Source organism: Aeromonas sp. R9-2 (assembly GCF_040908025.1).
GTDB classification, from domain to species: Bacteria; Pseudomonadota; Gammaproteobacteria; order Enterobacterales; family Aeromonadaceae; genus Aeromonas; species Aeromonas veronii.
Genome location: NZ_JBFOCX010000015.1, coordinates 1 through 20219, shown reverse-complemented (window position 1 = coordinate 20219; position 20219 = coordinate 1). Strand labels below are relative to the sequence as shown.

General features: G+C 55.1%; 18 protein-coding genes and 1 tRNA gene. All 19 read left to right on the top strand.

The features are described 5' to 3' along the window. On the top strand, positions 1 to 1098 hold a 1098-nt coding region (gene tuf / locus AB5Y71_RS04780), incomplete at its 5' end, for an elongation factor Tu (RefSeq protein ID WP_368171111.1). 53 nt (positions 1099 to 1151) lie between these two features. Further along, positions 1152 to 1228, top strand: a tRNA-Trp gene (locus tag AB5Y71_RS04775). Between the two features lie 60 nt (positions 1229 to 1288). Then, positions 1289 to 1660 carry a preprotein translocase subunit SecE gene (gene secE, locus AB5Y71_RS04770; protein ID WP_005306322.1) on the top strand — a complete coding sequence of 124 codons (372 nt, stop codon included), beginning with the start codon at positions 1289 to 1291 and terminating at the stop codon, positions 1658 to 1660. A 9-nt stretch (positions 1661 to 1669) separates the two neighbouring features. Continuing rightward, complete coding sequence (gene nusG, locus AB5Y71_RS04765) at positions 1670 to 2221, top strand: transcription termination/antitermination protein NusG (RefSeq protein ID WP_005306318.1); 552 nt, start codon at positions 1670 to 1672, stop codon at positions 2219 to 2221. A 134-nt stretch (positions 2222 to 2355) separates the two neighbouring features. After that, the gene (gene rplK, locus AB5Y71_RS04760; protein ID WP_005339887.1) at positions 2356 to 2784 is read left to right on the top strand and encodes a 50S ribosomal protein L11; all 429 of its coding nucleotides are present in this window, start codon (positions 2356 to 2358) and stop codon (positions 2782 to 2784) included. Between the two features lie 4 nt (positions 2785 to 2788). Beyond that, positions 2789 to 3490, top strand: a complete 702-nt coding sequence (rplA, locus tag AB5Y71_RS04755) for a 50S ribosomal protein L1 (RefSeq protein ID WP_005339888.1) — start codon at positions 2789 to 2791, stop codon at positions 3488 to 3490. A 256-nt stretch (positions 3491 to 3746) separates the two neighbouring features. Continuing rightward, positions 3747 to 4247: a 50S ribosomal protein L10 gene (rplJ, locus tag AB5Y71_RS04750; RefSeq protein WP_005339895.1), complete on the top strand. Its 501-nt coding sequence runs from the start codon at positions 3747 to 3749 to the stop codon at positions 4245 to 4247. A 51-nt stretch (positions 4248 to 4298) separates the two neighbouring features. Next, entirely contained in the window at positions 4299 to 4664 is a 366-nt protein-coding gene (rplL, locus tag AB5Y71_RS04745) for a 50S ribosomal protein L7/L12 (protein ID WP_005306304.1), read from the top strand. A 224-nt stretch (positions 4665 to 4888) separates the two neighbouring features. Next, entirely contained in the window at positions 4889 to 8917 is a 4029-nt protein-coding gene (gene rpoB / locus AB5Y71_RS04740) for a DNA-directed RNA polymerase subunit beta (protein ID WP_005339897.1), read from the top strand. 91 nt (positions 8918 to 9008) lie between these two features. After that, positions 9009 to 13313, top strand: a complete 4305-nt coding sequence (gene rpoC / locus AB5Y71_RS04735; RefSeq protein ID WP_005339899.1) for a DNA-directed RNA polymerase subunit beta' — start codon at positions 9009 to 9011, stop codon at positions 13311 to 13313. A 194-nt stretch (positions 13314 to 13507) separates the two neighbouring features. After that, positions 13508 to 14224 (top strand): transcriptional regulator, encoded by a 717-nt coding sequence (locus tag AB5Y71_RS04730; protein WP_005339902.1) that lies wholly within the window; start codon positions 13508 to 13510, stop codon positions 14222 to 14224. A 24-nt stretch (positions 14225 to 14248) separates the two neighbouring features. Beyond that, positions 14249 to 14629, top strand: coding sequence for a RidA family protein (locus AB5Y71_RS04725; protein ID WP_005339904.1), 381 nt, complete (start codon positions 14249 to 14251; stop codon positions 14627 to 14629). Positions 14630 to 14713: 84 nt separating this feature from the next. Continuing rightward, positions 14714 to 15106, top strand: coding sequence for a sulfurtransferase complex subunit TusD (gene tusD, locus AB5Y71_RS04720; RefSeq protein WP_021229315.1), 393 nt, complete (start codon positions 14714 to 14716; stop codon positions 15104 to 15106). Positions 15107 to 15114: 8 nt separating this feature from the next. Continuing rightward, positions 15115 to 15474, top strand: a complete 360-nt coding sequence (tusC, locus tag AB5Y71_RS04715) for a sulfurtransferase complex subunit TusC (protein WP_206900959.1) — start codon at positions 15115 to 15117, stop codon at positions 15472 to 15474. Positions 15475 to 15481: 7 nt separating this feature from the next. Then, positions 15482 to 15760, top strand: a complete 279-nt coding sequence (gene tusB / locus AB5Y71_RS04710; RefSeq protein ID WP_005339909.1) for a sulfurtransferase complex subunit TusB — start codon at positions 15482 to 15484, stop codon at positions 15758 to 15760. 182 nt (positions 15761 to 15942) lie between these two features. Continuing rightward, on the top strand, positions 15943 to 16317 hold the full coding sequence (rpsL, locus tag AB5Y71_RS04705; RefSeq protein ID WP_005306278.1) for a 30S ribosomal protein S12: 375 nt from the start codon (positions 15943 to 15945) through the stop codon (positions 16315 to 16317). Between the two features lie 93 nt (positions 16318 to 16410). Continuing rightward, positions 16411 to 16881, top strand: a complete 471-nt coding sequence (rpsG, locus tag AB5Y71_RS04700; RefSeq protein ID WP_005339911.1) for a 30S ribosomal protein S7 — start codon at positions 16411 to 16413, stop codon at positions 16879 to 16881. A 75-nt stretch (positions 16882 to 16956) separates the two neighbouring features. Continuing rightward, entirely contained in the window at positions 16957 to 19062 is a 2106-nt protein-coding gene (gene fusA / locus AB5Y71_RS04695) for an elongation factor G (RefSeq protein ID WP_021229318.1), read from the top strand. Between the two features lie 54 nt (positions 19063 to 19116). Then, positions 19117 to 20219, top strand: a 1103-nt coding sequence (tuf, locus tag AB5Y71_RS04690; protein WP_368171110.1) for an elongation factor Tu, incomplete at its 3' end; no start/stop codon positions are given.

The following is a 20219-nucleotide window of genomic DNA, read 5'->3' as shown; positions in this document are numbered from 1 at the left end:
GCAGCTATCACCAACGTGCTGGCCAAGCACTTCGGTGGTAAAGCTTTCGCCTTCGACCAGATCGACAAGGCACCGGAAGAGCGTGAGCGTGGTATCACCATCAACACCTCCCACGTAGAATACGACACCGCTACCCGTCACTACGCCCACGTAGATTGCCCGGGTCACGCCGACTACGTTAAAAACATGATCACCGGTGCTGCCCAGATGGACGGCGCGATCCTGGTAGTAGCAGCGACTGACGGCCCGATGCCGCAGACTCGTGAGCACATCCTGCTGGGTCGTCAGGTTGGTATCCCGTACATGATCGTGTTCATGAACAAGTGTGACATGGTTGATGACGAAGAGCTGCTCGAACTGGTTGAGATGGAAGTTCGTGAACTGCTGACCGAGTACGACTTCCCGGGTGATGACCTGCCGGTAGTTCGTGGTTCCGCACTGAAAGCGCTGGAAGGCGACGCTCAGTGGGAAGAGAAGATCATCGAGCTGGCTGGCCACCTGGATACCTACATCCCGGAGCCGGAGCGCGCGATTGACCAGCCGTTCCTGATGCCTATCGAAGACGTATTCTCTATCGCTGGCCGTGGTACCGTAGTAACCGGTCGTGTAGAGCGCGGTATCGTTAAAGTAGGTGAGACCGTAGAAATCGTTGGTATCAAAGATACCGTTTCTACCACCTGTACCGGTGTTGAAATGTTCCGCAAGCTGCTGGACGAAGGTCGTGCAGGCGAGAACATCGGCGCGCTGCTGCGTGGTGTTAAGCGTGAAGACGTAGAGCGTGGTCAGGTACTGGCCAAGCCGGGTTCTATCAAGCCGCACACCAAGTTCGAATCTGAAGTGTACGTGCTGTCCAAAGAAGAAGGTGGTCGTCATACCCCGTTCTTCAAAGGCTACCGTCCGCAGTTCTACTTCCGTACTACCGACGTGACCGGTACCATCGAACTGCCGGAAGGCGTAGAGATGGTAATGCCGGGCGACAACATCAAAATGGTTGTTACCCTGATTGCTCCGATCGCAATGGACGACGGCCTGCGTTTCGCTATCCGTGAAGGTGGCCGTACCGTAGGTGCCGGTGTTGTAGCCAGCGTAATCGCTTAATCTTTGGCTTACATAAATAAAGCAAAGCCCCTATAATAGGGGCTTTCTTGTGTAGGGGCGTAGTTCGAATTGGTAGAACAGCGGTCTCCAAAACCGATGGTTGCGGGTTCGAGTCCTGCCGCCCCTGCCATATACCTCGTCTCGTACGGGGCTTTTGTGTCTTTGGTTACGTCAGATACAGGTGGGTTGTATGAGTGTTAGTTCTGAGAGCCAGGGCGGAAGCAAGGATACCCTGCTTTGGGGCCTGGTTTTCATTATCCTGGCGGCCGCTGTAGTGGGTAATTACCTGCTCAACGATGTTGTCGCTGCCGTCCGCGCCCTGGGTGTGGTCGTTGTCATTGCTGCTGCTGGTGCAGTAGCCCTGCAAACCACCAAGGGAAAGGCAACACTGGCATTCGCCCGTGAGTCTCGCCTGGAAGTCCGCAAGGTCGTATGGCCGACCCGTCAGGAAGCCATTCAGACAACCCTGATTGTGCTGGCGGTGACCGCCGTGATGGGGCTGCTGCTGTTCGTTCTGGACGGTGCCTTGGTCTGGTTGGTCAACCTGATTACCGGTGTGTAAGGATAAGCCATGACTGAACAACGTGAACAACGTATGAGATGGTATGTCGTGCAGGCTTTTTCCGGCTATGAAGGCCGTGTAGCCAAGTCCCTGCGTGAACATATCAAGATGCATGGCATGGAAGACATGTTCGGTGAAGTACTGGTCCCGACCGAAGAAGTGGTCGAGATGCGTGCTGGCCAGAAGCGCAAGAGTGAGCGCAAGTTTTTCCCGGGTTATGTCCTGGTCCAGATGATCATGGATGAAACCACATGGCACCTGGTACGTAACGTACCGCGTGTAATGGGCTTCATCGGCGGTACTTCCGACCGTCCGGCACCGATCTCCGACAAAGAGGCCGATGCCATCCTGAACCGTCTGCAGGATGCCCACGACAAGCCGCGTCCGAAAACCCTGTTTGAACCGGGTGAAATGGTGCGGGTTGCCGATGGTCCGTTTGCCGACTTCAACGGTACCGTTGAAGAGGTCGATTATGAGAAGAGCCGCGTGAAGGTCTCTGTACTGATCTTCGGTCGTTCTACTCCTGTTGAACTGGATTTTGGTCAGGTCGAAAAGGGCTGATTGAATTCTGTACGTTTAACGGTTGTCAGGGGCAGCGAATATCTCTATAATTCGCTGCCCCTTTATTAGTTGGGGAGCCGTTTGCAGGAGCAAGTCTCCGAGGCGCTAGAACCCATTTTTGAGGTATTTTCCTAATGGCTAAGAAAGTCACAGCTTATATCAAGCTGCAGGTTGCTGCTGGTGCAGCCAACCCGTCTCCTCCCGTTGGTCCTGCACTGGGTCAACACGGTGTTAACATCATGGAATTCTGTAAGGCGTTCAACGCTCGTACAGAGAAGCTGGAAAAAGGTTCACCGACTCCGGTCGTGATCACCGTTTACAGCGACCGTTCCTTCACCTTCGAAACCAAGACTCCGCCTGCTTCCTTCCTGCTGAAGAAAGCTGCTGGCATCAAGTCTGGTTCTTCCAAGCCGAACAAAGACAAGGTTGGTAAGGTGACCGTTGCCCAGCTGCAAGAAATCGCCAAGACCAAAGAGCCGGATATGACTGGTGCCGATCTGGATGCAAAAGTACGTTGCATCGCAGGCTCCGCTCGTTCCATGGGTCTGGTAGTGGAGGATTAAGACAATGGCTAAACTTTCCAAGCGTATGCGCGTTATTCGCGAAAAAGTTGACGGTACCAAAGAGTACTCCATCAACGAAGCCATTGCCCTGCTGAAAGAACTGGCTACCGCCAAGTTCGTTGAAAGCGTTGACGTTGCTGTCAACCTGGGTATCGACGCTCGTAAATCTGACCAGAACGTACGTGGTGCTACTGTACTGCCGCACGGTACCGGTCGTGATGTACGCGTTGCCGTATTTACCCAAGGTGCCAACGCCGAAGCAGCTAAAGCTGCCGGTGCTGACCTGGTAGGTATGGATGACCTGGCCGATCTGGTTAAGAAAGGCGAGATGAACTTCGACGTAGTTATCGCATCCCCGGATGCCATGCGCGTTGTTGGTCAACTGGGTCAAATCCTGGGCCCGCGCGGCCTGATGCCGAACCCGAAAGTTGGTACTGTAACTCCTAACGTTGCCGAAGCTGTCAAGAACGCCAAGGCTGGTCAGGTTCGTTACCGTAACGACAAGAATGGTATCATCCATACCACTCTGGGTAAGGTTTCTTTCAACGAAGTTCAGCTGAAAGAAAACTTGGAAGCTCTGCTGGTTGCCCTGAAAAAAGGCAAGCCCTCTTCCGCCAAAGGTCAATTCATCAAGAAAGTCAGCATCTCCACCACCATGGGTGCCGGTGTTGCCGTAGACCAAGCTTCTCTGGAAGCTCAGGCCTAATTGATGGGTTTTACAAGGCGCAAAATTTAATCTATAATTTTGCGCCTTGATTGGTTGGGGGTTTCGACCTCCGTCCAAGACCGCAGGAGGCTGCAAAGCCTTAATGTTTCCTGCGTAGACGGTGCCGGAAACCCAGCGAGAAAGATTCTTTCTCTTCTGGAATCCTGCTACCGCATCGTTCCCCTCTGTTGTAAAGGTAGGGGGGATGTGTCAGTACTGGGTCAATAGACCCGGATTCAATCCAGGAGTTAAGCCAATGGCATTGGGACTCGAAGACAAAAAGGCAATTGTTGCTGAAGTCAACGAAGCTGCCAAAGGCGCTCTTTCTGCAGTTGTTGCCGATTCTCGCGGTGTAACTGTAGACAAGATGACCGTCCTGCGTAAAACCGCTCGTGAAGCCGGTGTGTACATGCGCGTTGTGCGTAACACCCTGCTGCGTCGCGCGGTAGAAGGTACCGAATACGAGTGCCTGAACGACGCATTTACCGGTCCTACCTTGATTGCTTTCTCTAACGAACACCCGGGCGCTGCTGCTCGTCTGTTCAAAGAGTTTGCCAAAGCGAACCAAAAGTTCGAAATCAAGGCTGGCGCTTTTAACGGTGAGTTTATCGCCGCAGCACAAATTGATCGTCTGGCCACGCTGCCGACTTACGAAGAAGCAATTGCGAAGTTGATGGCGACTATGAAAGAAGCCTCTGCTGGCAAGCTGGTTCGTACTATCGCTGCTGTTCGCGACCAGAAACAAGCTGCTGCTTGATTCTCGCCTATTTAGGCTGTTTGAGTTTATTCAACATCAGGAATTTTTGTCATGTCTATCACTAAAGACCAAATCATCGAAGCCGTTGCTTCCATGTCCGTAATGGAAGTTGTTGAGCTGATCGAAGCTATGGAAGAGAAGTTCGGTGTTTCTGCCGCTGCTGCCGTAATGGCTGGCCCGGCTGCTGCTGAAGCAGTAGAAGAGAAGACCGAGTTCGACGTAGTTCTGACTGCTGCTGGCGCCAACAAAGTTGCCGTTATCAAAGCCGTTCGTGGCGCTACCGGTCTGGGCCTGAAAGAAGCCAAAGATCTGGTAGAAGCTGCTCCGGCTAACCTGAAGGAAGGCGTGTCCAAGGACGAAGCTGAAGCTCTGAAGAAAGAGCTGGAAGCTGCCGGTGCTTCTGTTGAGATCAAATAATCTGCATTTATGTAGATTAGCCTGATAAAACAGGCTAGGGCTGGTGAATTTTTGTTCACCAGCCTTTTTGCGCTGTAGACTGAGAGCATTTCACACCGTTTACGACTCTCGGTGCACCAGCAATCCGGACTGTCTTCTTTCGTCCGGGCCAACACAAAACGGTGTTGAGACAGAGCTGTCCCGCGGGACAGAGTGGGTCACTTATCAGCGAGCTGAGGAACCCTATGGTTTACTCTTATACCGAAAAAAAACGCATTCGTAAGGACTTCGGTAAGCGAGACCAGGTACTGGACACGCCTTATCTGTTGTCCATTCAGCTGGACTCCTTCAAGCAGTTCATCGAGGCTGACCCGGAAGGTGAATATGGCCTAGAGGCCGCTTTCCGTAGCGTTTTCCCGATCACCAGTTACTCCGGTAGTGCTGAGCTTCAGTATGTCAGCTATCGCCTGGGTGAGCCGGTATTTGACGTAAAAGAATGCCAGATCCGTGGAGTGACCTACTCCGCGCCGCTGCGTGTCAAGCTTCGTATGGTTCTGTACGACCGTGAAGCAGCTGCCGGCACCGTCAAAGACATCAAGGAACAAGAAGTATACATGGGCGAAATTCCGCTCATGACCGAGAACGGCACCTTTGTTATCAATGGTACCGAGCGGGTTATCGTCTCCCAGCTGCACCGCAGCCCGGGCGTCTTCTTCGACCACGATAAAGGCAAAACTCATTCATCCGGTAAGGTACTGTATAACGCTCGCGTTATCCCCTACCGTGGCTCCTGGCTGGACTTCGAGTTTGATGCGAAAGACAACCTGTTTGTCCGTATCGACCGTCGTCGTAAACTGCCAGCATCCATTATTCTGCGCGCCCTGGACTTCACTTCCGAACAAATCCTGGCCACCTTCTTCGAGACCATCGGTTTTGAAGTAAAAGATGGCAAGTTGATGATGGATCTGGTGCCGGAGCGTCTGCGTGGTGAAACTGCGACCTTTGACATCGTGGCCAATGGCGCCGTGGTGGTTGAGACCGGTCGTCGTGTGACTGCGCGTCACATCCGTCAGTTGGAAAAAGATGCCGTTACCCAGATTGAGGTACCGGTTGAGTATGTTGTTGGCAAAGTTGCTGCCAAGGACTACGCACATCCGCAAACTGGCGAGATGGTCGTGACCGCCAACCAGGCACTGAGCCTGGAAGCGATCGCCAACCTGTCCCAAGCCGGCTTCAAGCATTTCGAGGTTCTGTTCACCAACGAACTGGATCACGGTGCCTACATGTCCGAGACCCTGCGTGTCGACTCCAGCTCCAACCGTTTGGAAGCGCTGGTCGAGATCTATCGCATGATGCGCCCGGGCGAGCCGCCTACTCGCGAAGCTGCAGAACAGCTGTTCGAAAACCTGTTCTTCTCCGCCGAGCGTTACGACCTGTCTACCGTAGGTCGGATGAAGTTCAACCGCCGTCTGGGTCGTGAAGACGAGACTGGCGCTGGTGTACTGACCAAAGACGACATCGTCGATGTGATGAAGCGCCTGATCGACATCCGTAACGGTAACGACGAAGTGGACGATATCGACCACTTGGGTAACCGTCGTATCCGTTCTGTCGGTGAAATGGCTGAAAACCAGTTCCGCGTCGGTCTGGTGCGTGTCGAGCGTGCAGTCAAGGAGCGTCTCTCCCTAGGCGACCTGGACACCCTCATGCCGCAGGATCTGATCAACGCCAAGCCGATCTCCGCCGCAGTCAAAGAGTTCTTTGGTTCCAGCCAGCTGTCCCAGTTCATGGACCAGAACAACCCGCTGTCCGAAGTGACCCACAAGCGTCGTATTTCCGCGCTGGGCCCGGGCGGTTTGACTCGTGAGCGTGCCGGCTTTGAAGTCCGAGACGTACATCCGACTCACTACGGTCGTCTGTGCCCTATCGAGACTCCTGAAGGTCCGAACATCGGTCTGATCAACTCTCTGTCCGTGTACTCTCGTACCAACGAGTACGGTTTCCTCGAGACCCCGTACCGCAAGGTCATTGACGGTGTGATCACCGACGAAGTGGACTACCTGTCTGCTATTGAAGAAGGCAAGTACGTGATCGCACAGGCTAACGCCGCGACCACCGAAGATGGCCGTCTGAAAGATGAATTGATCCCGTGCCGTCACAAAGGTGAATCCACCTTTATGAACGCCGACCAGATCCAGTATATGGACGTGAGCCCGCAGCAGATCGTATCTGTGGCAGCCGCTCTGATCCCGTTCCTGGAGCACGATGACGCGAACCGTGCATTGATGGGTTCAAACATGCAACGTCAGGCTGTACCGACTCTGCGTGCTGACAAGCCGCTTGTAGGTACTGGTATGGAACGCGCTGTGGCCGTTGACTCCGGTGTAACCGTAGTAGCCAAGCGTGGCGGCGTAATCGACTATGTCGATGCCTCCCGTATCGTCCTGAAGGTCAATGAAGATGAGCTGATGCCAGGCGAAGCCGGTATCGACATCTACAACCTGACCAAATACACCCGTTCCAACCAGAACACCTGTATCAACCAGCGTCCTTGCGTGATGTTGGGTGAGCCGGTCATGGCTGGCGACGTACTGGCTGACGGCCCGTCCACCGACCTGGGTGAACTGGCGCTCGGTCAGAACATGCGCGTCGCGTTCATGCCGTGGAACGGTTACAACTTCGAAGACTCGATCCTGGTGAACGAGCGTGTTGTTCAGGAAGATCGCCTGACCACCATCCATATCCAGGAACTGGCCTGTATCTCCCGTGACACCAAGCTGGGTCCGGAAGAGATCACTGCTGACATCCCGAACGTGGGTGAAGCCGCTCTGTCCAAGCTGGACGAGTCCGGTATCGTCTACGTGGGTGCCGAAGTGAAGGGCGGCGACATTCTGGTCGGTAAGGTAACCCCGAAAGGTGAAACCCAGCTGACGCCGGAAGAGAAGCTGCTGCGCGCCATCTTCGGTGAGAAGGCGTCCGATGTGAAGGACTCCTCCCTGCGTGTACCGAACGGTGTGTACGGTACCGTGGTTGACGTGCAAGTCTTTACCCGCGATGGCGTGGAAAAAGACAAGCGCGCCAAAGAAATCGAAGAGATGCAGCTGAAGGAAGCGAAGAAGGACTTGACCGAAGAGTTCAAGATCCTGGAAGACGGCATTTTCGGCCGTTCCCGCAACCTGCTGCTGGCCGCCGGTTACAGCGAAGATCGTCTGAACAAGCTCGATCGCTCCAAGTGGTTTGAACTGGCCATCGAAGACGAAGGCAAGCAGACCGAACTGGAACAGATCGCTGAACAGCACGTTGAGCTGAAAGCCGAGTTTGACAAGAAATTCGAGAACAAGCGTCGCAAGATTATCCAGGGTGATGATCTGGCGCCGGGCGTACTGAAAATCGTCAAGGTTTATCTGGCAGTCAAGCGTCGCATCCAGCCGGGTGACAAGATGGCGGGCCGTCACGGTAACAAGGGTGTTATCTCCAAGATCTGTCCGGTCGAGGATATGCCTCATGACGAGTTCGGCCGTCCGGTCGACATCGTACTGAACCCGTTGGGCGTACCATCCCGTATGAACATCGGTCAGATCCTCGAAGTGCACCTGGGCCTTGCGGCCAAGGGTATCGGCGAGAAGATCGATCGCATGGTCAAAGAGCAGCGCGAGCTGCACGAGATGCGCAACTTCCTGCAACAGGTCTATGACCTGGGCGAGAAGGACACCCAGCAAGTGAACATCGCCGAACTGTCTGACGACGACGTACGTACCCTGGTGGGTAACCTGCGTAAGGGTCTGCCGGTTGCTACTCCGGTCTTTGATGGTGCCAAAGAGCGCGAAATCAAAGCCCTGCTGAAGCTGGCCGATCTGCCGGAGTCCGGTCAGATTGATCTGTTCGATGGCCGTACCGGTAACCGCTTCGAGCGTAAAGTAACCGTTGGTTACATGTACATGCTCAAGCTGAACCACTTGGTCGACGACAAGATGCACGCGCGTTCTACCGGTTCTTACAGCCTGGTTACCCAGCAGCCGCTGGGTGGTAAGGCTCAGTTCGGTGGTCAGCGTTTCGGTGAGATGGAAGTGTGGGCCCTGGAGGCTTACGGTGCGGCATATACCCTGCAGGAGATGCTGACCGTCAAGTCTGACGATGTGAATGGCCGTACCAAGATGTATAAGAACATCGTGGATGGCGACCACCGTATGGAGCCGGGCATGCCCGAATCCTTCAACGTATTGCTGAAGGAAATCCGCTCTCTGGGTATCAACATCGAGCTGGACGAAGAGTAAGAGCTCGCTCTTATTGTTCGAGAATTGACGTGGGCGCCCCGCTGTTTTGGCAGCTGGGGCGCCGAGGTTAGACTCCTGACAGGGGAAACACGTGAAAGACTTACTCAAGTTTTTGAAGGCTCAGACCAAGACCGAAGAGTTTGACAGTATCAAGATCGGTCTGGCCTCTCCTGACATGATCCGCTCCTGGTCATTCGGTGAGGTCAAAAAGCCTGAGACCATCAACTACCGGACTTTCAAGCCGGAGCGTGATGGTCTGTTCTGCGCCCGTATCTTCGGACCGGTGAAGGACTACGAGTGTCTGTGCGGCAAGTACAAGCGCCTGAAACACCGTGGTGTGATCTGTGAGAAGTGCGGCGTTGAAGTGACCCAGACCAAGGTCCGTCGTGAGCGTATGGGTCACATCGAGCTGGCCAGCCCGACTGCCCACATCTGGTTCCTGAAGTCCCTGCCGTCCCGTATCGGTCTGCTGCTGGACATGACCCTGCGCGACATCGAACGCGTGCTCTACTTCGAATCTTTCGTAGTAATCGAGCCGGGTATGACCAACCTCGAACGCAGCCAGATGCTCTCTGAAGAGCAGTACCTGGATGCGCTGGAAGAGTGGGGCGACGAATTTGACGCCAAGATGGGTGCCGAAGCAATCCTGGCATTGCTGCGCGCTATCGATCTGGAAGGTGAAGTCAAAACCATGCGTGAGGAGCTGGATCAAACCAACTCCGAGACCAAGCGTAAGAAGACCACCAAGCGTCTGAAGTTGATGGAAGCTTTCCTGCAGTCCGGCAACAAGCCGGAGTGGATGATCATGACAGTGCTGCCTGTGCTGCCGCCGGACCTGCGTCCGCTGGTACCGCTGGACGGCGGCCGTTTCGCGACTTCCGATCTGAACGATCTGTACCGTCGCGTGATCAACCGTAACAACCGCTTGAAGCGTCTGCTGGATCTGGCTGCTCCGGACATCATCGTGCGCAACGAAAAGCGTATGCTGCAAGAGTCCGTCGATGCGCTGCTGGATAACGGCCGTCGCGGTCGTGCCATCACCGGTTCCAACAAGCGCCCGCTGAAATCCCTGGCCGACATGATCAAGGGTAAGCAGGGTCGTTTCCGTCAGAACTTGCTCGGTAAGCGTGTCGACTACTCCGGTCGTTCCGTTATCACCGTAGGCCCGACTCTGCGTCTGCATCAGTGCGGTCTGCCGAAGAAGATGGCTCTGGAACTGTTCAAGCCGTTCATCTATGGCAAGCTGGAAACCCGCGGTCTGGCGACCACTATCAAGGCCGCCAAGAAGATGGTGGAGCGCGAGGAAGCTGTCGTTTGGGATATCCTGGACGAAGTGATCCGCGAACACCCGGTTCTGCTGAACCGTGCACCGACTCTGCACCGTCTGGGTATCCAGGCATTCGAACCGACTCTGGTCGAAGGCAAGGCAATCCAGCTGCACCCACTGGTTTGTGCTGCGTATAACGCGGACTTCGATGGTGACCAGATGGCGGTCCACGTACCGCTGACCCTGGAAGCCCAGCTGGAAGCGCGTGCGCTGATGATGTCTACCAACAACATCCTGTCGCCTGCCTCCGGTGAGCCGATCATCGTTCCTTCTCAGGACGTGGTCTTGGGTCTGTACTACATGACCCGTGCCCGTATCAACGCCAAAGGCGAAGGTATGGTGCTGGCCGGCCCGAAAGAAGCCGAGAAAGTATATCGCGCCGGTCTGGCCGATCTGCATGCTCGTGTGAAAGTACGCATTACCGAATACCTGCGTCAGGAAGACGGTTCTCTGCGTGAACACACCGAGATGAAGAACACCACCGTTGGTCGTGCGATCCTGAGCCTGATCCTGCCGAAAGGTATGGAATACGCCCTGATCGACGAGCCGAAGGTGCTGACTGCTGCAGAACAGGCTGATCTGGATGCCAATCCGCAGAACTGGATCAAGTGCGTATCCAACAAGGCGCTGGGCAAAAAGCTCATCTCCCGTCTGCTGAACACCTGCTATCGCAAGCAGGGCCTGAAGGACACCGTTATCTTCGCTGACCAGCTGATGTATACCGGTTTCCACTACGCGGCCCTGTCCGGTGCTTCCGTTGGTATCGATGACATGGTCATCCCGGATGCCAAGAAAGACATCATCGCAGCAGCCGAAGCCGAAGTTGCCGAGATCCAGGACCAGTTCCTGTCAGGTCTGGTAACTGCAGGCGAGCGTTACAACAAGGTTATCGATATCTGGGCCAGCGCCAACGAGCGCGTCTCCAAGGCCATGATGGAGAACTTGTCCAAAGAGCGTAACGTCAACTCGCTGGGTGAAGAAGAAGAGCAGGCCTCGTTCAACAGCATCTTCATGATGGCCGACTCTGGTGCGCGTGGTTCCGCTGCCCAGATCCGTCAGCTGGCCGGTATGCGTGGCCTGATGGCCAAGCCGGATGGCTCCATCATCGAGACTCCGATCATCGCGAACTTCCGCGAAGGTCTGAACGTACTGCAGTACTTTATCTCTACCCACGGTGCTCGTAAGGGTCTGGCGGATACTGCACTGAAGACTGCGAACTCCGGTTACCTGACTCGTCGTCTGGTAGACGTGGCGCAAGACATGGTGATCACCGAGGACGATTGCGGCACTACCGACGGTCTGTGGATGACTCCGCTGATCGAGGGTGGCGACGTGGTCGAGCCGCTGCGTGAGCGCGTGCTGGGTCGTGTGGTGGCAGAAGATGTCATCAAGCCGGGTACCGAGGACGAGATCCTGGTTGCTCGCAACACCCTGCTCGATGAGCAGCTGTGTGACCTGCTGGAGCGTAACTCCGTTGACCGTGTGAAGGTACGTTCTGCCATCACCTGTGAAACCGACTTCGGTAACTGTGCTCACTGCTACGGCCGTGATCTGGCCCGTGGTCACCTGGTTAACAAGGGTGAGGCTGTCGGTGTTATCGCCGCCCAGTCCATCGGTGAACCGGGTACCCAGCTGACGATGCGTACTTTCCACATCGGTGGTGCTGCATCTCGTGCCGCTGCTGAAAGCAGCATCCAGGTCAAGAACACAGGTACCATCAAGCTGCAGAACGCCAAGTTCGTTCACAACAGCGATGACAAACTGGTTATCACCTCACGTTCTACCGAACTGACCATCATGGACGACATGGGCCGTACCAAGGAAAGCCACAAGCTGCCTTACGGTTCCGTGCTGGAAGTGAAGGACGGCCAGGCCGTGAGCGCTGGCGAGACCGTTGCCAACTGGGATCCGCACACCCACCCGATCATCACCGAAGTGGCAGGTCGCCTGCAGTTCGAACACATGATCGATGGCGTGACCATCACTCGTCAGACCGACGAGCTGACCGGTCTCTCTTCTATCGTCGTACTGGACGTCAACGAGCGTCCGAGCGCCGGTAAAGAGATGCGTCCGACCGTTAAACTGGTCGACCTGAACGGCAAAGACGTGATGATCCCGGGTACCGATGTAGCCGCCCAGTACTTCCTGCCGGGCAAGGCGATCGTGAACCTGGAAGATGGTGCCAACGTGGGTGTGGGTGACGCGGTAGCGCGTATCCCGCAAGAGTCCGGCGGTACCAAGGACATCACCGGTGGTCTGCCGCGCGTTGCGGATCTGTTCGAAGCACGTCAACCGAAGGAACCGGCAATTCTGGCCGAGATCTCCGGTACCATCTCCTTCGGGAAAGAGACCAAGGGCAAACGCCGTCTGGTCATCACCCCGACCGATGGTGGCAACGTCTACGAAGAGATGATTCCGAAGTGGCGTAACCTGAACGTGTTCGAAGGTGAAAAAGTTGAGAAGGGTGAAGTGCTGGCGGACGGTCCTGAGTCTGCTCACGACATCCTGCGTCTGCGCGGTATCAGCCCGGTCGCCAACTACATCGCCAACGAAGTGCAGGACGTATACCGTCTGCAAGGCGTTAAGATCAACGACAAGCACATCGAAGTCATCGTTCGTCAGATGCTGCGCAAGTGCGAGATCCTGAGCGCTGGCGATACCGATCTGATCGAAGGCGAACAGGTTGAAGTGGCTCGTGTGAAGATTGCCAACCGTAAGCTGGTTGCCGAGGGCAAGACCCCTGCGACCTACCGTCATGTACTGATGGGTATTACCAAGGCATCTCTGAGCACCGAGTCCTTCATCTCCGCGGCTTCCTTCCAGGAAACCACTCGCGTTCTGACCGAAGCCGCCGTAGGTGGCAAGCGTGATGAACTGCGTGGTCTGAAAGAGAACGTCATCGTGGGTCGTCTGATCCCGGCTGGTACAGGCTTTGCCTACCACCATAGCCGGATCAACCAGCGTGCTGCCGCAGCTCGTGCTGTTGGCACCCCGCAGGTGACCGCTGATGAAGCGGAGCAGAACCTGGCGGATCTGCTGAACGCAGCCGGTAGCTTCGACGAAGAGTAACTCGTCATCCGTGATTGAAAAGGGCTCCTTCAAGGAGCCCTTTTTGTTGGCCAATTCCTCGGCAAAGGTAGACGCAGCGCGGGTTTCAGGATGATCCAGAGCAAAGTTGTAGAGTAAAAAATCAAAAAAAGTTGACTTTACTCCCCTGCAATTTAAAACTCGGGAAAGTTGAATGGTTATTACAGGGGTAGAACATGACTGTCGGTATCGAGGAAGCCATGCTTCCCGAAGAACAGCTGATCAGCCGCACTTTTACAGATGAAGACAGGGAATTGTTGCGCTCATACGATGGGCTCATCGATGGCTTGGCCGAGCTGTTCGGCAAGCATTGTGAAGTGGTACTCCACTCCCTGGAAAATCTGCACGAGTCGGTGATCAAGATCGCCAACGGCTTCAATACCGGACGCACCCTCGGGGCGCCCATCACCGATCTCGCCCTGCGCATGCTCAAGGACATCGAGAGCACCGGCCAGGATTACACCCAGAGCTATTTCGCTCGCAGCCGTACCGGCGCGCTGATGAAGTCGAGCACTATCGCCATTCGCAACAGCGAGCGGCAAGTGGTGGGGCTTATCTGCATCAACCTGCATATCAATGCGCCTTTCCACGAGTTCGTGGCCGAATTTTTCCCGACGCCCCAGCAGGCGGCGCGTCAGTCACCAGAGACCTTCGCCAACAGCGTGGAAGAGCTGGTTGCCCAGACGGTGGATAACACCATCGACGAGATCAATCGCGATCCCACCGTGGCCAACAATGCCAAGAACCGCTTCATCGTGACCCAGCTGTTCGAGAAGGGCATTTTCGATATCAAGGATTCGATCAATCTGGTGGCGGACAAACTCAATATTTCAAAACATACCGTTTATCTTTACATCCGACAGCGCAAGCAGGGTGAAGACGAGAACGAGTAACTCATTCCAGAAGGGGATAGATGAATGGCTAAAGAAGTGATTGCAACCGACAAGGCGCCTGCCGCGATTGGTCCGTATGTTCAGGCTACCAAGGTTGGCGAGATGATCTTCACCTCCGGGCAGATCCCGCTCGATCCTGCCACCATGGAAATCGTGGCTGGCGGCATTGAAGAGCAGGCCGAACGGGTGATGAAGAACCTGGTTGCCGTGTTGCACGCTGCCGGTGCCGATGCCAGCAAAGTGGTCAAAACCACCTGCTTCCTGAGCGACATGAACAACTTCGTTGCCTTCAACCAGGTCTATGCCCGCTACTTTGGCGATGCGGCGCCAGCCCGCTCCTGCGTGGAGGTGGCCCGTCTGCCGAAAGATGTGTTGGTCGAAGTTGAGGCGATTGCCCATCTCTGATCAACAGATCGAATCAAGCCCCTCCTGGCAGGGGCTTTTTTGTTTTTGGCGTAAAATGGACCGGGTCAGCACAGGAGTCCTGCTATGAGTCTGAGTTTTGCCATCCTGGTCACGGGGCCCGCCTATGGCACCCAATCGGCCAGCACCGCCTATCGTTTTGCCCGCACCTTGTTGGCACAGGGGCATACCTTGTCCCACCTGTTCTTCTATCAGGATGGGGTTTGCAACGGCAACGGTCTGCATCTGCCTGCATCCGATGAGACTGACCTGGTGCGTCTGTGGCGAGAGCTGGCAGAAGAGCAGGGGATCCGTATCGACGTCTGTGTCGCCGCCGCCATGCGACGCGGTGTGCTCGATGAACAGGAAGCCAAGGGGGCAGGGCAGGTACACTTCAATCTGCAAGCGCCATTTTGTCTGAGCGGTCTGGGCCAGTTGGCCGAGGCGGCGCTCACCGCCGATCGGCTGGTTCAGTTCTAGGGGGAGTCATGAGCAAGAAAATCGCCTTTATCTGCAGTCGTGGCCCCCATGGCCATGCAGCCGGCCGGGAAGGACTGGATGCCCTGCTGGCCACCTCGGCCATGACCGATGAGCTGGCCCTCTTCCTGATTGGGGACGGCGTGCTGCAACTGCTCAAGGAGCAGCAACCTGCCGCCATTTTGCAGCGCCACTACGCGCCCACCTTCAAGATGCTGGAACTCTACGACATCGAAGAGGTCTATGTTTGTGCTGACTCGCTGGCAGAGCGTGGCGTGACAGTGGATGAACTGCTGATCCCGGTCGAGAGTCTGCCGCGCCAGGAACTGGCTCGGCGCTGGGCACAATGTTCGACTCACATCAGCTTTTGAGGTCTCCATGTTGCATCTGATATTGAACTCCCCCTTTCAGAGTCAGGCTCTGGCAGAGGCGCTCTCATACCTTCAGCCCGAGGATGAGCTGGTACTGATGCAGGATGCCGTGATTGCGGCATCGGCTCCCCAGTGGAGCGCGCGGCTGGCGGGTATCCCGCTTTATGTGATGCAGGAAGATCTGCAAGCTCGCGGTTTGCAGCATCGGGTGGGCAATGTGCTCGACATGGCGGGTCTGGTGGCACTGATTGCGCAAAAAGGTTCCCCGCGCACCTGGGGTGGCTGAGAAGCATATTTTCAAGAAAATTCAAGGTGATGTCGTTAAATTAAACGGATCCGAATTGCCCTTTTGTGACGCAAATTGTATAAATCTTGACTCCCCAGACAACAGGGCATAAAATTTCGCGTCCCCGTATCTGCGGGGAGGATTTTCCACACGTTTATGAAGTCATTATCAGGAGCCTTTTGATGGCAACTATTAACCAGTTGGTTCGCAAGCCACGCATCAAGCTCGTTGTGAAAAGCAACGTGCCGGCGCTGGAAGCGTGCCCTCAGAAGCGTGGCGTATGCACTCGTGTATATACCACCACCCCGAAGAAGCCTAACTCTGCACTGCGTAAAGTGTGCCGTGTACGTCTGACCAACGGCTTCGAAGTCACCTCCTACATCGGCGGTGAAGGTCACAACCTGCAAGAGCACTCTGTTGTTCTGATCCGTGGCGGTCGTGTAAAAGACTTGCCAGGTGTTCGTTATCACACCGTTCGTGGTGCGTTGGACTGTGCCGGTGTTAAAGACCGTAAGCAGGCTCGCTCCAAGTATGGCGTGAAGCGTCCTAAAGCTTAATGGTTCTCCGTTAAGTAAGGCCAAACGTTAATTCGTTTCTAGTTAGATAGCTTTCTAGTTTTGGGTAATCCCTGAAGTTACGGAGAATTTGAAATGCCAAGACGTCGTGTTGTTGGTCAGCGTAAAATCCTGCCAGATCCCAAGTTCGGATCAGAGCTGCTGGCTAAATTTGTCAACGTAGTAATGGTTGACGGTAAGAAATCTGTTGCAGAAGCCATTGTTTATGGCGCCCTGGACATCATTGCCACCAAATCTGGCAAAGAGCACCTGGCCGTATTCGAAGAAGCTCTGGATAACATTCGTCCGGCGGTCGAGGTTAAATCTCGTCGCGTCGGTGGTGCAACCTATCAGGTGCCGGTAGAAGTTCGTCCGGTACGTCGCAATGCCCTGGCAATGCGCTGGTTGGTTGATGCCGCTCGTAAACGTGGTGAAAAATCAATGGCTCAGCGTCTGGCTGGCGAGCTGCTGGATGCCGCTGACAATAAGGGTTCGTCTGTCAAGAAACGTGAAGACGTTCACCGTATGGCTGAAGCGAACAAAGCCTTCGCTCACTTCCGCTGGTAATCCGCTTGCGCAGGGTCTTTTGACTCTGCGCACCTTTAATTATCTAGGGACAAGCGCCTTAGTAAGAGGATGACAATGGCTCGTACAACCCCCATTGAGCGTTATCGTAACATCGGTATCTCCGCTCACATTGACGCCGGTAAGACTACTACTACCGAGCGCGTACTGTTTTACACCGGTGTAAGTCACAAGATCGGTGAAGTTCACGATGGCGCTGCCACCATGGACTGGATGGAACAGGAACAAGAGCGTGGTATCACCATCACCTCCGCCGCGACCACCGCTTTCTGGTCCGGTATGGGTAAACAGTTCCAACCGCACCGTATCAACATCATCGATACCCCGGGCCACGTTGACTTTACTATCGAAGTAGAGCGTTCAATGCGTGTTCTGGACGGTGCCGTGATGGTGTACTGTGCCGTAGGTGGCGTACAGCCACAGTCTGAAACCGTATGGCGTCAGGCTAACAAGTACAAGGTTCCCCGTATCGCGTTCGTCAACAAGATGGACCGTACCGGCGCCAACTTCCTGCGCTGTGTTGAGCACATCAAGACCCGTCTGAAAGGTACTCCGGTTCCCCTTCAGCTGAACATCGGCTCTGAAGAGAACTTCAAGGGCGTTGTTGACCTGGTCAAGATGAAAGCCATCAACTGGAATGAAGCTGATCAGGGCGTATCCTTCGATTACGAAGACGTCCCGGCCGAGTTGCTGGAACAGGCGCAAGAAATGCGCATGAATCTGGTTGAAGCCGCTGCTGAAGCGTCTGAAGACCTGATGGAAAAATACCTGGGCGGCGAAGAGCTGACCGAGGAAGAGATCAAAGGTGCTCTGCGTCAGCGCGTGCTGAACAACGAAATCATCCTGGTAACCTGTGGCTCCGCGTTCAAGAACAAGGGCGTACAGGCAATGCTGGATGCCGTGATCGAGTACCTGCCGGCTCCGACCGACGTTGCTGCTATCGACGGCCTGAAAATGGACGGCGAGACCAAAGACGAGCGTCACGCTTCTGATGACGAGCCGTTCTCTGCTCTGGCGTTCAAGATCGCTACCGACCCGTTCGTTGGTAACCTGACCTTCTTCCGTGTCTACTCTGGCGTGATCAACTCCGGTGACACCGTGCTGAACTCCGTCAAGGACAAGCGCGAGCGTTTTGGCCGTATCGTTCAGATGCATGCCAACAAGCGTGAAGAGATCAAAGAAGTACGCGCTGGTGACATCGCTGCTGCCATCGGTCTGAAAGACGTGACCACTGGTGACACCCTGTGTGACCCGAACGCACCGATCATCCTCGAGCGTATGGAATTCCCGGAGCCGGTAATTTCTATCGCGGTTGAGCCGAAAACCAAGGCTGACCAAGAGAAGATGGGTCTGGCTCTGGGCCGTCTGGCTCAGGAAGATCCGTCCTTCCGCGTATGGACTGACGAAGAGTCAGGTCAAACCATCATCGCTGGTATGGGTGAGCTGCACCTGGACATCATCGTTGACCGTATGCGTCGCGAGTTCAAGGTTGAAGCCAACGTAGGTAAGCCGCAGGTTGCCTACCGTGAAACCATCCGTACCACCGTTAAAGACATCGAAGGCAAGCATGCCAAGCAGTCTGGTGGTCGCGGTCAGTACGGTCATGTTGTTATCGACATGTACCCGCTGGAAGAAGGCAAAGCCTACGAATTCGTCAACGACATCAAAGGTGGTGTCATTCCTGGTGAATTCATCCCGGGTGTTGATAAAGGTATCCGTGAGCAGCTCAAATCTGGTCCGCTGGCTGGTTACCCGGTTATGGATCTGGGTGTGCGTCTGCACTTCGGTTCTTACCACGATGTCGACTCTTCCGAACTGGCGTTCAAAATCGCTGCTTCCATGGCCTTTAAGGCTGGCTTCATGAAAGCCAACCCGGTTCTGCTCGAACCGATCATGAAAGTAGAAGTTGAAACTCCGGAAGATTACATGGGCGACGTTATCGGTGACCTGAACCGTCGTCGTGGCCTGATCGAAGGTATGGAAGATGGCCCGTCCGGCAAGATCGTACGTGCTCTGGTGCCGCTGGCCGAAATGTTCGGTTATGCAACTGCACTGCGTTCCGCTACCCAGGGTCGTGCTTCCTACGCCATGGAATTCGCCAAGTATCACGATGCACCGACCAACGTTGCACAAGCCGTGATCGAAGAGCGCAAATCCAAGTAATTTAAGATTCCCCGCCTACGACGGTAGGCGGGTTTAACCTAGAAGGACTACGTCGTGTCTAAAGAAAAATTTGAGCGTAATAAACCGCACGTAAACGTCGGCACCATCGGCCACGTTGACCACGGTAAAACCACCCTGACCGCAGCTATCACCAACGTGCTGGCCAAGCACTTCGGTGGTAAAGCTTTCGCCTTCGACCAGATCGACAAGGCACCGGAAGAGCGTGAGCGTGGTATCACCATCAACACCTCCCACGTAGAATACGACACCGCTACCCGTCACTACGCCCACGTAGATTGCCCGGGTCACGCCGACTACGTTAAAAACATGATCACCGGTGCTGCCCAGATGGACGGCGCGATCCTGGTAGTAGCAGCGACTGACGGCCCGATGCCGCAGACTCGTGAGCACATCCTGCTGGGTCGTCAGGTTGGTATCCCGTACATGATCGTGTTCATGAACAAGTGTGACATGGTTGATGACGAAGAGCTGCTCGAACTGGTTGAGATGGAAGTTCGTGAACTGCTGACCGAGTACGACTTCCCGGGTGATGACCTGCCGGTAGTTCGTGGTTCCGCACTGAAAGCGCTGGAAGGCGACGCTCAGTGGGAAGAGAAGATCATCGAGCTGGCTGGCCACCTGGATACCTACATCCCGGAGCCGGAGCGCGCGATTGACCAGCCGTTCCTGATGCCTATCGAAGACGTATTCTCTATCGCTGGCCGTGGTACCGTAGTAACCGGTCGTGTAGAGCGCGGTATCGTTAAAGTAGGTGAGACCGTAGAAATCGTTGGTATCAAAGATACCGTTTCTACCACCTGTACCGGTGTTGAAATGTTCCGCAAGCTGCTGGACGAAGGTCGTGCAGGCGAGAACATCGGCGCGCTGCTGCGTGGTGTTAAGCGTGAAGACGTAGAGCGTGGTCAGGTACTGGCCAAGCCGGGTTCTATCAAGCCGCACACCAAGTTCGAATCTGAAGTGTACGTGCTGTCCAAAGAAGAAGGTGGTCGTCATACCCCGTTCTTCAAAGGCTACCGTCCGCAGTTCTACTTCCGTACTACCGACGTGACCGGTACCATCGAACTGCCGGAAGGCGTAGAGATGGTAATGCCGGGCGACAACATCAAAATGGTTGTTACCCTGATTGCTCCGATCGC